This window comes from Streptomyces sp. NPDC093252 (genome assembly GCF_040683675.1).
In the GTDB taxonomy this organism is placed as follows: Bacteria; Actinomycetota; Actinomycetes; order Streptomycetales; family Streptomycetaceae; genus Streptomyces.
In genome coordinates, this window is sequence record NZ_JBFBEM010000001.1 from 170,590 (window position 1) to 182,798 (window position 12,209).

Sequence of the window (12,209 nt, forward strand, 5' to 3'; positions counted from 1 at the left end):
ACATTCCGGATGGAACATCCACCCCGCCGCACCGCCCACTGAAGGAGTCCCCCATGACGAACCCCTCCCATCCTCCCGCCGCCCCGACGCCCGAGGAGGTCGGGGCGATGTGGGACCGGTACGGCGAGCTGCTCGCCATGGCGCTGGGGGAGAGCGCCGTCCACATCGGCATGTTCACCTCCCTGGACGAGCCCCGGCCGGTGACGACCCTCCTCGGGCTGGCCGACCGGGCCCAGGAGCGGCAGACGGAGTTCCTGATCGACCAGCTCGCCCTGACACCGGGCGATCACCTCCTCGACATCGGCTGCGGCACCGGCGGCCCGGCGCTGCGCCTCGCGGAGCGGACCGGCGCCCGGGTCAGCGGCATCAACGTCAGCGCGGTGCAGCTCGAACGGTGCGAGGAGCGGCTGAAGAACTCCGGTCTGGCGGACCGGGTGAGCTTCGCCCACGGCGACGCCATGCGCCTCGCCCACCCGGACGAGTCCTTCGACGCCGCCTGGTCCATCGACTGCTTCCCGCATCTGTCGGACCGCCCGGCGGGACTGCGCGAGACGCGGCGCGTCCTGCGCCCCGGGGGACAGTTCCTGCTGACGGAGTTCGCCCTGCGCGGCGACCCGGCGCAGGAGGCTCTCCACGCCTTCACCGGGCTGTGGACGAGCCCGCCGCCCACCCGGCTGGCGACCCTGCTCGACCAGATCGCCGAGGCCGGACTCCGGGTCACCCGCCTCCTGGACATGAGCCCCAACATGGCGTTGCTCGGCGAGTTGCTCCAGGTCCTCTACCGGGACCGGCACGACGAGATCGAACGGCGCTACGGCGCCGGGACGACCGCGTTCACCGACCCGCTGGTGGAGCGGTTCCGCGCGTTCAGCCGCGACCATCTGGACTACTACCTGCTGCTGCTCACCAAGCCCGGGACGCGATGACGGGACCGCCGCGCGGGCGGCCCGCCGTCCGGGGCTGCCGTGCGCCGGTCCGCTCGTCCGCCCCCACCATCCGAGGCTGCCGTGGCGCCGCCCCACTCCCCCGCCCCCACCATCCGCGGCTGCCGTGACGCCACCCCACTCCCCCGCCCCCACCAGAGGAGCAGGACATGGAACCGCCCGCCGCACACCCCCGTTTCCCGCTCGTCGGGCCCGCCGAGTCGGGGCGTGACCTGGCCGGGGAACGGGCCCTCGGGCAGGGCGGGGTCACCCGCGCCAGACTTCCGGACGGGACGCCTGTCTGGGTCGCCGTCGGATACCGGCTGAGCCGCCAGGTCATGACGCACCCCGCCTTCAGCCGACGCGCGGCGGCCGAGGCGGACGCTCCCCGCTCAGCCGAGGGACTGGCCCTGCCCGCGATGCTGAGCAGCCTGGACGGCACGGAGCACGCCCGGACCCGGCGGCTCGTCATGGGCGCGCTGCCGCCCCGACGGGCGGACGGCATGCGCCCCTGGATCACGGGGGTCGTGGGTGAACTGCTCGACGCGGCGGCGGCCCTCCCGCAGCCGGTCGACCTGGTCCCGGCACTCACCGCGCCGCTCCCCGCCCGCGTGATGTGCCGGCTGTTCGGCGTCCCGTACGAGGACCAGGAACGCTTCGGCGTCTGGTCGGAGATGCTGGACTCGACCGAGAACCCCGAGGAGGTGCGGGAGGCGTTCGGCCACTTCCAGACGTACATGATCGAGCTGATCGGGCACAAACGGGCACGGCCCGGTCCCGACTTCACCTCCGATCTCGTCCTGCTCGCCGACACCTCGGGGGAGCTGGACACGGTCGAGATCGCCAACAATCTGCTGATGGTGCTGGGGGCCGGTATCGACACCACGGTCCAGCAGCTCGCCAACTCGATCATCACGCTGCTGGCGGAGCGCGATCAGTACGAACGGCTGTGCCGTCGGCCGGAGTTGGTGGACAACGCGGTGGAGGAGCTGCTCCGCTACCTGATCCTCATTCCCACGGGCACCATGATGAGGGTGGCGACCCGGGACACCGAGCTGGGCGGCTGGACGGTACGGGCCGGTGAGGGTGTGGTGGCGCTCCAGCATGTGGCCAACCGGGACCCGGACGTCTTCCCGGAGCCCGGCCGGCTCGACCTCGCCCGACCCGAGGCGGTCCGGCATCTGGCCTTCGGCACGGGGCGCCATGTCTGCGCGGGGGCCCAGCTCGCCCGTGTGGAGCTGCGCGCGGCACTCGGCGAGCTGGTCCGGCGCTTTCCCGCGGCGCGGCTGGCGATCCCCGTGGAGGAGCTGCGCTGGCGCACCGGGAGCCTGATGCGCGGGCCGGTGGCGCTTCCGGTGTTCCTGCACTGAGGAGGCGGAACCGGAGGGCGGCTTCAAGAGGCGGCGCCGAAGCGCGCACCCGGCGGACAGCGAGGGCGGCGCGAGGAGCCGCACCACCGGGGGACGCTCCGATGCACGGCACACCCACCCCCATGAGAGGCAGGACCGGATGGCCACACCACGGCCCGAACTCGTCCACCGCAGCAACGTCCTTCTCGACCGTGCCCGGTTCACGACCCTGGCCACGCACGGACCGCGGGGGACATGGGCCTCGACCGTCAACTACGTGGCACTGCGCGGGCCGCTCCGCCTGCTGTGGTGCTCCCTGCGCGAGGCCCGGCACTCGCGCGACATCGAGAACGCCCCGACGGCGCCGGTCGGCGGATCACTCTTCATGACCGGGCTCGACACCCCCCTCGGCCTGGACGGGGCGCAGTACACCGGCACGGCGGAACCGGTCGTCGGGACCCGGCTCCAAGAGCTGAGCGAGTACTTCTACCGGACCAACTTCCCCGACGAGGCGGTACGGCAGCGGCTTCGCCTGCCGCTGGAGGAGTTCGCGGGGCCGGGGCCGCGCCGTTTCTATCTGCTGACCGTGCGGGAGTGGTGGGTGCTGGACACGGACGGCTGGCTCAGGAGCGGGCGGGACGGCCGTGTCCAGGTCCCGCTGGAGGCGCTGCATGGTGCGAGCGCCGGCCACGGGGTGTCGTCCGACGTTCCGCCCCCATGAACGAGGTGCGGCGCTTGCCCTGGTGCGGTGCGGCGGTCCGGCTGACGGTCTTCTCCGGCAGCGCCGTGACCTCAATGGAGTCCGCCCGCTGCCCCGGTGCGACGGCCGGGGACAGCGGGCGGGGCAGCGGCCGTCCGCGCTCGCACGCGGCGTGCCGGTGAACCGGACACATGACCACTCGGGCGCTACCCGACATGCACCTGGGTGTTCTGGCACACGTGCAGCAGCCACCTCCCGTCGTCCTGTTTCGTCATCACATAGAGCGGAACGCCCACCGTGTCGCCCTTCGGCGAGTGATAGACCTGCCGGACCTTGACGGCCGCCACGTCGGGCCGCAGGAACTGCGTGTGCACCGCCTCGTAGGTGACCTCACCGTCCCAACTGGCCGTGGGCAGCACGGCGCGGGTGAACTCGGCGATCGCGTCGAAGCCGATGAGGACCTTGCCGTGGCCGGTCGTCCAGAGGGCGTCGGGGTGGAAGAGCGCCAGGAACCCTTCGGCGTCCTTGGCGCGCTGCGTGCGCTCGACCGTGGCGACGACCTCTTCGATGGCCTTGATTTCTGCGGTTTCGGTGTCCATGCAGACCACTCTCACACCTCAAGCGAACTTGAGGTCAAGGGCTGATCGCGAGATGGTCCGGGCGGATCCTGCCCGGCGGAAATCGACACCGCACGGGTGCACCGCTGTTGCGTATCGGCAGGGCTCAGCCGACCAGCTTCTTGTACGCGGCGGCGTCGAGCAGATCGCCGGTGGACGCGCCCCGCGCCGGCTTGATCTTGAACAGCCAGGAGTCGTAGGGGTCGCTGTTGACTTCCTCGGGTGTGTCGAGGGCGTCGGCGTTGACCTCGGTGACCTCGCCGGTCAGGGGGCTGTACAGGTCGGAGGCGGCCTTGACCGACTCCACGATGCCGATGGCGTCACCCGCCCTGACCTGCGTCCCCACCCGGGGCAACTCCAGGAACACGATGTCCCCGAGCGTGTTCTGGGCGTGATCGGTGATGCCGACCGACATCGTGCCATCGGCTTCGGTGCGTACCCACTCGTGCTCGTCGGTGTACTTGAGGTGGTCGGGGATGTACGGCACGGCGCGGCTCCTCTGGGGCATAGGGCGACGAATCTGCACAAGAATGTCATTCAATGGGCGCTATGGCATGAATTTAACGACATGTCATGCTGCTGTTCGCTCGCTCCGCCCCTCGGCGCGAGCCACCGCCCGACCGGCCCTACCGCAGACCCCCCGGCAACACCGGCAGCGCCGTGAGGCGGCGGTGGAGATAGCCGCCGCTCCAGGTCAGTTCGTCCAGGGGGATCGCGGCGGTCAGCCGGTTCCAGTGGGCGAGGACGGCGGTCAGGGCGACCGTCAGTTCCAGGCGGGCCAGGGCCGAGCCGGGGCAGTAGTGGGGGCCCAGGCCGAAGGTCAGATGGCGGCCCGCGGTGCGGCGGGCCGGGTCCAGGGTTTCGGGGTCGGCGTGGCAGCGGGGGTCGTGATTGGCCGCGGCCACCGAGAGGAGGACGCCGCTGCCGGCCGGGACGACGGTGTCGCCGAAGGGGATGTCCTCCAGCGCGACCCGCTTGGTGGCGAAGGGGCCCGGGGTGTCCCAGCGCAGCAGTTCGTCCACGGCGCGCGGGATGCGCGCGGGGTCCTCGCGAAGCTGCCGCTGGACGCGCGGGTGGGCCAGCAGGGCGACCGTGCTCATCCCGATCGCCTGCACCGTGCTGTCGAAGCCCGCCAGCAGCAGCATCGCCAGCAGCGAGGCCACCTCGTCCTCGGTGGCACCGCCCTGGGTGCGCCACTCGGCCAGGGTGCGGGAGACGAGGTCCTCGCCGGGCCCGGCGGCACGGCGGGTCATCTCGGCGCGGACGAAGGCGTCGATGCGGGCGACGCTGTCCTCGACCGCGCGGGGCGTGCAGGCGGCCTTGTCGGCGAGGCGGGCCACCGGCTCGTACAGCGCGGCGCGTTCCTCCTCGCGGACGCCGAACACCTCGCACAGGGACAGGAAGGCGAGGGGGCGGGCGAAGGCGTCCATCAGCTCGACGGGGCCGCCGTCGCGGGAGGCGTCGGCGGTGGCGAGGAGGTCGGCGGCGGCCCGCTCGATACGGCGGCGGTGGGCCGCCATACGGGCCGGGGTCAGGGCGGGGGTGGCCAGGCGGCGGATCCGGGTGTGGTCGGGCGGGTCGTAGTTGACCAGGGTCACCTCAAGGGCCCGGCGCCGCCGGGTCGGGTCGGGGACCCGGCCGCCGCTCAGGGAGAGCCGGGCGTCGAGGAAGCCCGCCCGCACGTCCTCCGCGCGGGTCACCAGCCAGGCGGGCCGCCCCGCGGGGGTCCTGACCCGGGCGACCGGGCAGGTCTCGCGGAAGTGGGCCAGCGTCTCCCCCGGCCGGGCCAGGAACGCGTCACCCAGCGGTTCCGGCAACGAGCGCGAGCCGGCCCGGGGGGCGGCCGGGGCGGTGGGTTCCGTGTCCATGCGCGGGCGTCCTCTCGCGGCGGCGGGGCGGGCGGCGCCACCGTAGGCGGGGCCGGTTGGGCGGCAGTTCGGCCGCGGTGGGTTTCCGGTATGCGGCCGTCCGGGGCGCCGCTTCCGCGCGCCGCGCCGACCTGGAGGGTTCACCGCCGGCCAACCGGCGGCGAACCGGTGCCGAACCCGGTGCTCCTAGCGTCCTGCCGGTCGGCGCAGTGCCGTCGCCCGTCGTCCCGATCGCCCGTCTCTTGGAGGACCAGCATGGCCGAGAACATCGAGCCCAACGAGGAGAGCACCGAGACCCCCGCGGAGGAGACCCCCGAGGTCGTCGCGCACTCCGCGTCGAACGTCGCCTGGTGCGGCGTGCATCAGGAGTCGGTCGACGAGCCCGAGGTGGTCGCCCACTCCGAGGAGGGCGAGGACACCCCGTGGTGTGGTGTCCACCAGGACCACAGCCTCTGACCTGCACCTGTACCCCTGCACGTGCACGCCGGTCCGGCAGGCGGGCCGTTCTCCCCGGTCGCGGTGTACGGATCCACCGCGGCCGGGGCGCCCGCCGTCCCGGCCCCCGTTCCTCCCGCGAGTCCCCCTCCCCTCCCCCGACCCGGAGGTCGCCGTGTCCGGTACCCAGTCCGTCAGCAGCCCCGCCGCCGGGGCCCGGCTGATCCGCGCCGACCGGGGGTGGTGGTTCCTGGGCGGCGGCGGGTACGCGCTGATGCGGCCCGGCCAGGTCGCCCCGGACGGCACCCTGCGGGCGTCCGCGGAACGCTATCTGCGGGAGGCGGGACTGTACGACGTACGGCCCTACACCTCGTACTCGCTCACCGTGCTCACCAGCACCGACTGCAATCTGGGGTGCGGTTACTGCTTCCAGAACACCGCGCAGGACCCGAAGGGCGGGAGCCGGCCGCCGCGGATCCGGCATGCCCGGCTGACCCCGGAGGCCGTCGGGCAGGTGGTGGACTTCACCCGGACACGGATGGCGGCGGCCGGGATGGACCGGCTGTCGCTGCTGCTGTTCGGCGGTGAGCCGCTGCTCAACCCGCGCGGCTGCCGCGACCTGCTGACCAGAGCGGGGGAACTGGGCGCCCTCACAGCCTCGATGACGTCCAACGGCACCCTGCTCACCCCGCTGATCGCCAAGGAACTCAACGCGGCGGGCCTCGGCTCCGTACAGGTCACCTTCGACGGTGACCGGGCGGAGCACGACACCATTCGTATCCGGCGCTCCGGCGGCGGCACCTTCGATGTCATCGTGGCCAACATCGCGCGCGCCATCGAGACCACGTCCCTGCGCTGGATGCTGCGGGTCAATGTCTCGCACCTGAACCGGCACGGCATGGACGAGCTGGTCGAACGGCTCGCGGACCGGCTCGACCCGGCGCGCTGCGGCATCCACTTCGCCCGGGTCGGCGACGTCGGGGTCGGCTACGCCAACAACCTGCTGCACGAGGACGGTCTCGTCGCGGACTTCGTGCGCTGGCACGCCCGCGCCCTGGAGCTGGGCTTCTCGGTGCCCCGGCCGCGCGCCCATGTCCCCTGCCAGGCGTGCTCGTTCGCCGACGGCCGCTATGGGGCGGTCGTCAACGCCGATGGGGTGCTGGCCAGTTGCTGGGAGACCGCCGGTAAGCCGGGCATGGAGGTCGGCACGGTCACCGACGGCTATCTCCCGGCGGAGCGCACCGAGGGCCGCTGGGTGAGCTGCCACGACCACTACCGGTACGACGAGGGGGCGGAGGTGCGCGCCTCGTTCCAGGACCGGGTGGACGCCGGGGTGCTGGACTGCCTGGCCACGACCGGACGGCTCGGATGACGGCCCCGGACACACCGCCCGCCGCACCGCGCACCGCCAAGGGCTCCGGTGTGCTGCGCGGCAACGCCGACTTCCGCCGCTACTGGCTCAGCACGACCCTGTCCACCTTCGGCAGCCAGTTGTCGCTGCTGGCCTTCCCGCTGCTGGTGCTGTCGATCGGCGGGAGCGCCGCGCAGGCGGGCACGGTCGCCACCTGCTCGCTGGTGACCCGGACGCTGCTGCGGCTGCCCGCGGGGCATCTGGCCGACCGGCTGGACCGGCGGCTGATCATGGTCGGCTGCGATCTGGTGCGGCTGGTGGCGCTGGTCAGCATCCCGGTCGTGGCGGGGCTCGGGCATCTCGGTCAGCCGCAGTTGCTGCTGGTGGCGGCGGTGGAGGGCGCGGCGAGCGCCCTGTTCGCGCCCGCGGCCACGATCGCGGTGCGGGACGTGGTGCCGGAGCGGGATCTGACGGAGGCGCTGAGCCGCAGCCAGGCAGCGGTGGCGTCGAGTTCGCTGATCGGCCCGTTCGTCGGCGGCTGGCTGTTCACGGTGGACCCGATCCTGCCGTTCGCGGTCGACGCGGGCTCCTACGGGGTGTCCGCCCTGTTGCTGCTGCGGATCGCGAGCCGCCCCGCGCCCGAGGGGGCCGGTGCCGGGCGCGACAACCGGCTCACCGCCGGGCTGCGGTGGCTGACCGGGCAGCGGGCGCTGCTGGCGGCGCTGTTCTTCGCCGCGGGCATCAATGTGGTGTCCGCCGCCGCGCAGACGACGATGGTGGTCTCCCTGCGCCAGAGCGGCGCGGGCGGGACGGCGATCGGGGCGGTGATGGCGTGCGCGGGCGTCGGCGCGCTCCTCGGCGCGGCGGCTGCTGCCCGGCTGATCAAGGCGATCCCGGCGTCCCGGCTGTTCCTGCTCATCGGGACGGTGTGGGCGCTGGGGCTCGCGGTGTTCTCCACCACGTCCGATCCGTGGACGATCGGTCCGGTGCTGGTCGTGGTCGTGTTCTTCAGCCCGCCGGCCGGGATCGTGGTCGCGCGGGCGGTACTGGTGCTCGCACCGCGTGACCTGCTGGGCCGGGTCAGTACGGCGACCGGTCTGCTGATGGCGGGGCTCGCCTCGCTCGGGCCGGTGCTGGCCGGTCTGTTCGTCGACTCCCTGGGGGCCGGCAGCACCTGGCTCGCGCTGGCGGGGACCGCGGCGGCGGTGACGGTGCTGTCGTCGGTGCCGCTGCTGCGCGAGACCGCCCTCGACATGAAGACGGACGGCGACGGCGACGCTGACGGGGATGGCGACGGTGACGACAGCGGGGGCACGGCGGCGCACCCCGGCCCGGCCTCCCCGCAGCGCGCCGCCGACGGTCCGGCGGGGCTGGTCCGCGCCCCCGGCGAGAAGACCGGCGGCCCCTGACCGCGCACGCCGTCGTCCGCCGTCGTCCGCCCCGGTCCGCCCCATCCGCCGTCGTCCGCCCCGGTCCGCCCCATCCGCCGTCGTCCGCCCCCGTCCGACCCGTCCGGCTCCCCCCGGCTCCCTCCGGCTCGCTCCGGCTCCCGTCGGCTCCGCCCGGCTCCATCCACCGCCTCCGACTCCCCCCCGGCCCCGTCCGACCCCCCGTCCTCGCGGACGTGTCCGTCCCCTGGAGTGCCGTATGACGATGTCCCCGTCCCGCGACGCCGGGCCGTCCCCCGAGGGGCCGCCGCAGGCCCCCCGCAGCGGGCCGGCGGAGCGCATCCACGGGCTCCCGGTGGCGGACCCGTACCGCTGGCTGGAGGACGCGGAGGATCCCGCCACCGTGCGCTGGGGCGAGGCCCAGGACCGGCACTACGGGCGGGAGCGGGACCGCTGGCCGCACCGGGAGGCGCTGCTGGCGCGGATGACGGAGCTGCTGGCGGGCGGGGGCGCGGCGGTGCCGGTGCCGCGCGGGCGGCGGGAGTTCCATCTGCGCCGGGAGCCGGGGCAGGAGGTCGCGGTGCTCGCGGTGCGGGAGGGCGACCGGGTCGGGGTGCTGCTCGATCCGCGCGAGGGCGACCCGTCCGGCACGACGGTGATCGACGCGTTCGCACCGTCGTGGGAGGGCGATCTGGTCGCCGTCCAGGTGTCCTCCGGCGGCACCGAGCAGTCCGTGCTGCGCGTCCTCGACGCGACGACCGGCGAGGTGGTGGACGGCCCGCTGGACCGGGTGCGGCGCTCCCCCGTGGCGTGGCTGCCCGGCGGCCGGCGCTTCTACTACGTCCGCAGACTGCCCGGGGGCCGGGACCGGCGGGTGTATCTGCACGAGATCGGCACCCCGGCGGACACCGACACGGAGATCTTCGGCGCCGGGCGGCCGGACACCCAGTACTACACGGTGGCGACCGCTCCGGACGGCGGGCTGCTGGTCGTCGGCGCCAGCGACGGCACCGCGCCCCGCACCGACCTGTGGACCGCCGATCTCACCACCGGCCTCGCCCCGGGGCCCGTCCGGCTGCGCCCCTTCCAGCAGGGCGCCGACGCCCGTACCGTGCCCCGGCTGCGGGCGGGCGGCGGGCCGCTGCTGCTCAGGACGACCGCGGGTGCCGAACGCGGCCGGATCGCCGCCGCGCCCCGCGACGGCGGTCCGGCCGCGTCCCCGGACCGGTGGCCGACGCTCGTCGCCGAACAGCCGGACACCGTCCTGGAGGACTTCGCGGTCCTGGACGGCCCGGCGCTGGCGCGCCCCCTGCTGATGGTGGTGCGGACCCGGCACGCGGTCGCCGAGGTCACCCTCCACGACGCCCGGACCGGCGACCCGGCGGGCGGGGTGGCGCTGCCCGGCCGGGGCACGGTGACCGGTCTGACGGTACGTCCGGAACCCGGTCACGAGGCGTGGTTCGCCTACACCGACCACCTCACCCGGACCACCGTGCTGCACTACGACGCCGTCACCGGCCGCCTCGGCACCTGGCCGGGCGGGCCGCCCGCCGGGTCGTACGCCGAGGGCGTGACCGTCACCCAGGAGGTGCTGCGGTCGCGGGACGGCACCGAGGTGCGCATGTTCGTGCTGTCCCCCACGGGCCGCGCGGACCGGCCGCGTCCCGCCGTGCTCACCGGGTACGGCGGCTTCGGCGCGTCGATGACCCCCGGGTTCACCCCGCAGGCGGTGCCGTGGGTGCGGGCGGGCGGCGTCTACGCGGTGGCCTGTGTGCGCGGCGGCGGGGAGGAGGGCGCGGCCTGGCACCGGGCCGGGCGCCGGGAGCACAAGCCCAACACCTTCGACGACTTCGACGCGGCGGCCGACCATCTGCTCGCCGGGGGATGGACGGGGCCCGGCCTGCTCGGGGTCCTCGGCAGCTCCAACGGCGGGCTGCTCGCCGGTGCCGCGCTGACCCGGCGGCCGGAGACCTACGCGGCCGTGGTGTGCGCGGCGCCGCTGCTGGACATGGTGCGCTACGAGCGGTCGGGGATGGGGGCGAGCTGGCGCGACGAGTACGGCAGCGCGGACGATCCCACCGACTTCGCGCGGCTGCTGTCGTACTCCCCCTACCACCGGGTCCGTGCGGGGGTGCGCTATCCCGCGGTGCTGCTGGCCGTGTTCGACGGCGACTCGCGGGTGGATCCGGCGCACGCGCGGAAGATGTGCGCGGCCCTCCAGTGGGCCGATCCCGGCGGCGGTCCGGTGCTGCTGCGCACCGAGCGCGGTGTGGGCCACGGCACCCGGGGGGTGTCGCGCAGCGCGGGGCTGTACGCGGACGTCATGGCGTTCTTCGGCCACCGTCTGGGGCTCGATCTGGGAGTGGACTCGCGGCTCGATCCGGGGGGCGGGCCGCGATGAAGGTGCTGCTGTGCCCGCTGAGCGACCCGGGGTACCTGTATCCGGCCCTGGCGCTCGGCCGGGAGCTGCGCCGCCGCGCCCACCGGGTCGAGGTCCTCGCGGCGACGCGGACGGCGGCGGTGGTCGGGGAGGCGGGGCTCGCGATGACGGCCGTCCCGGACGCGACCGCGCTGTCGGTGGGCCACTGGACGGTCCGCGGCCTTGAGCAGTACACCCTGGTGGCGCGGGAGATCCGGCGGCTGCGGCCCGACGTGCTGGTGACGTCCGTCCTGTGCCACGGGGCGCTGCTGGCCGCCGAGGCGGCGGATCTGCCGGTGGTGGTGCTCGGGCTGACGGCCCATCTGTGGCCGTACCGCGCCGGGGCGGTACCGTCCGACGCGCACGACCGGTCGTGGCGGCTGGCCGGCACGCTGGAGCACTACACGGCGCTGCGGAGCGCGGCCGGACTGCCCCCGCGCCGCGACCGCTTCTCCGACACGCCGCTGCTGGGGACCGCGTTCCTGCTGCGCGGGCATCCCGTCCTCGAGGTGCCCGGCACCGAACTGCCCGCGCCGGTACGGCATGTCGGCCCCTGCTGGTGGGAGCCGGAGCCGGAGCCGGGCGCCGTACAGGTGCACCCGGGCGCGGGGCCGCTGGTGTACGTACATCTCGGCCGTACCTTCGGCGGCGGCAGCCTGTGGCCCCGGCTGAACGCGGCGTTCGCCGGGGGCGGGCGCAGGGCCGTGGTGGAGCTGGGCCGGTCGGGTCCGTCCGAGGCCGCCCCGGGCGCCGCCGTGGTGACGGGGCGCCGGCCGTGGATGGCGCCGCTGGTGGAGCGGGCCGACCTGGTGCTCACCAACGCGACCTCCGCCCCCGTGCTGGGCGCGCTCCTGCACGGCAGGCCGCTGCTGGTCGCCCCGAACGGGTCCGAGCAGCAGGTGCTGGCGGCGGCGTGTCTGCGGGCCGGTGTCGCCCGGAGTCTCCCGGCGCAAGGGGCTCGCGCCGCGACCCTGCGGGCCGCCCTTGACGACGCCGCCCGGGACCCGGGGCTGCGGGCCCGCGCGGTCGAGGTGGGGGGTCTGCTGGCGGGGAGCAAGAGCGAGAGCCGTGCGGCCGACGCGGTGGAGTCGGCGGCACGCTGAGCCCGGGACGGCCCGGGGAGGGTGCCCGATGCCGGGCCCGTAGCCCGTCGGTTCCC

11 protein-coding genes are annotated in these 12,209 nt (G+C 74.6%); 8 read left to right on the forward strand and 3 right to left on the reverse strand.

The window, feature by feature from the left end:
- The first annotated feature begins 53 nt into the window (after nt 1-53).
- From AB0O01_RS00695 to AB0O01_RS00705, 3 genes are all read left to right on the forward strand, one after another.
- Nucleotides 54-926 (forward strand): methyltransferase domain-containing protein, encoded by an 873-nt coding sequence (locus AB0O01_RS00695; protein WP_365309476.1) that lies wholly within the window; start codon nt 54-56, stop codon nt 924-926.
- 167 nt (nt 927-1,093) lie between these two features.
- Nucleotides 1,094-2,293, forward strand: coding sequence for a cytochrome P450 (locus AB0O01_RS00700; protein WP_365309478.1), 1,200 nt, complete (start codon nt 1,094-1,096; stop codon nt 2,291-2,293).
- 139 nt (nt 2,294-2,432) lie between these two features.
- Entirely contained in the window at nt 2,433-2,993 is a 561-nt protein-coding gene (locus tag AB0O01_RS00705) for a pyridoxamine 5'-phosphate oxidase family protein (protein ID WP_365309480.1), read from the forward strand.
- Nucleotides 2,994-3,178: 185 nt separating this feature from the next.
- Here AB0O01_RS00705 and AB0O01_RS00710 read toward each other — a convergent pair whose 3' ends face one another.
- From AB0O01_RS00710 to AB0O01_RS00720, 3 genes are all read right to left on the reverse strand, one after another.
- Nucleotides 3,179-3,571: an SgcJ/EcaC family oxidoreductase gene (locus AB0O01_RS00710; protein ID WP_365309482.1), complete on the reverse strand. Its 393-nt coding sequence runs from the start codon at nt 3,569-3,571 to the stop codon at nt 3,179-3,181.
- A 124-nt stretch (nt 3,572-3,695) separates the two neighbouring features.
- On the reverse strand, nt 3,696-4,076 hold the full coding sequence (gene gcvH, locus AB0O01_RS00715) for a glycine cleavage system protein GcvH (protein ID WP_365309484.1): 381 nt from the start codon (nt 4,074-4,076) through the stop codon (nt 3,696-3,698).
- A gap of 139 nt (nt 4,077-4,215) precedes the next feature.
- A complete protein-coding gene (locus AB0O01_RS00720; protein WP_365309486.1) occupies nt 4,216-5,457 on the reverse strand; it encodes a cytochrome P450 in 1,242 nt (413 codons plus the stop codon).
- A gap of 255 nt (nt 5,458-5,712) precedes the next feature.
- Between AB0O01_RS00720 and AB0O01_RS00725 the strand changes: the two genes are divergently transcribed.
- From AB0O01_RS00725 to AB0O01_RS00745, 5 genes are all read left to right on the forward strand, one after another.
- Nucleotides 5,713-5,913, forward strand: coding sequence for a hypothetical protein (locus AB0O01_RS00725; protein WP_365309488.1), 201 nt, complete (start codon nt 5,713-5,715; stop codon nt 5,911-5,913).
- Between the two features lie 154 nt (nt 5,914-6,067).
- On the forward strand, nt 6,068-7,264 hold the full coding sequence (locus AB0O01_RS00730; protein WP_365309490.1) for a radical SAM protein: 1,197 nt from the start codon (nt 6,068-6,070) through the stop codon (nt 7,262-7,264).
- Nucleotides 7,261-8,652 carry an MFS transporter gene (locus AB0O01_RS00735; protein ID WP_365309492.1) on the forward strand — a complete coding sequence of 464 codons (1,392 nt, stop codon included), beginning with the start codon at nt 7,261-7,263 and terminating at the stop codon, nt 8,650-8,652. Before AB0O01_RS00730 ends, AB0O01_RS00735 begins: the two co-directional genes overlap by 4 nt.
- Nucleotides 8,653-8,890: 238 nt before the next feature.
- Complete coding sequence (locus AB0O01_RS00740) at nt 8,891-11,032, forward strand: prolyl oligopeptidase family serine peptidase (RefSeq protein ID WP_365309494.1); 2,142 nt, start codon at nt 8,891-8,893, stop codon at nt 11,030-11,032.
- Complete coding sequence (locus AB0O01_RS00745) at nt 11,029-12,153, forward strand: glycosyltransferase (RefSeq protein WP_365309496.1); 1,125 nt, start codon at nt 11,029-11,031, stop codon at nt 12,151-12,153. The genes AB0O01_RS00740 and AB0O01_RS00745 overlap by 4 nt, the downstream gene beginning before the upstream one ends.
- Nucleotides 12,154-12,209 lie beyond the last annotated feature (56 nt).

Bases quoted from the DNA above. Each gene is read 5' to 3' on its own strand.
- AB0O01_RS00695 (WP_365309476.1), top strand. From the start codon at position 54: ATGACGAACCCCTCCCATCCTCCCGCCGCCCCGACGCCCGAGGAGGTC.
- AB0O01_RS00700 (WP_365309478.1), top strand. From the start codon at position 1,094: ATGGAACCGCCCGCCGCACACCCCCGTTTCCCGCTCGTCGGGCCCGCC.
- AB0O01_RS00705 (WP_365309480.1), top strand. From the start codon at position 2,433: ATGGCCACACCACGGCCCGAACTCGTCCACCGCAGCAACGTCCTTCTC.
- AB0O01_RS00710 (WP_365309482.1), bottom strand. From the start codon at position 3,571: ATGGACACCGAAACCGCAGAAATCAAGGCCATCGAAGAGGTCGTCGCC.
- AB0O01_RS00720 (WP_365309486.1), bottom strand. From the start codon at position 5,457: ATGGACACGGAACCCACCGCCCCGGCCGCCCCCCGGGCCGGCTCGCGC.
- AB0O01_RS00725 (WP_365309488.1), top strand. From the start codon at position 5,713: ATGGCCGAGAACATCGAGCCCAACGAGGAGAGCACCGAGACCCCCGCG.
- AB0O01_RS00735 (WP_365309492.1), top strand. From the start codon at position 7,261: ATGACGGCCCCGGACACACCGCCCGCCGCACCGCGCACCGCCAAGGGC.
- AB0O01_RS00740 (WP_365309494.1), top strand. From the start codon at position 8,891: ATGACGATGTCCCCGTCCCGCGACGCCGGGCCGTCCCCCGAGGGGCCG.
- AB0O01_RS00745 (WP_365309496.1), top strand. From the start codon at position 11,029: ATGAAGGTGCTGCTGTGCCCGCTGAGCGACCCGGGGTACCTGTATCCG.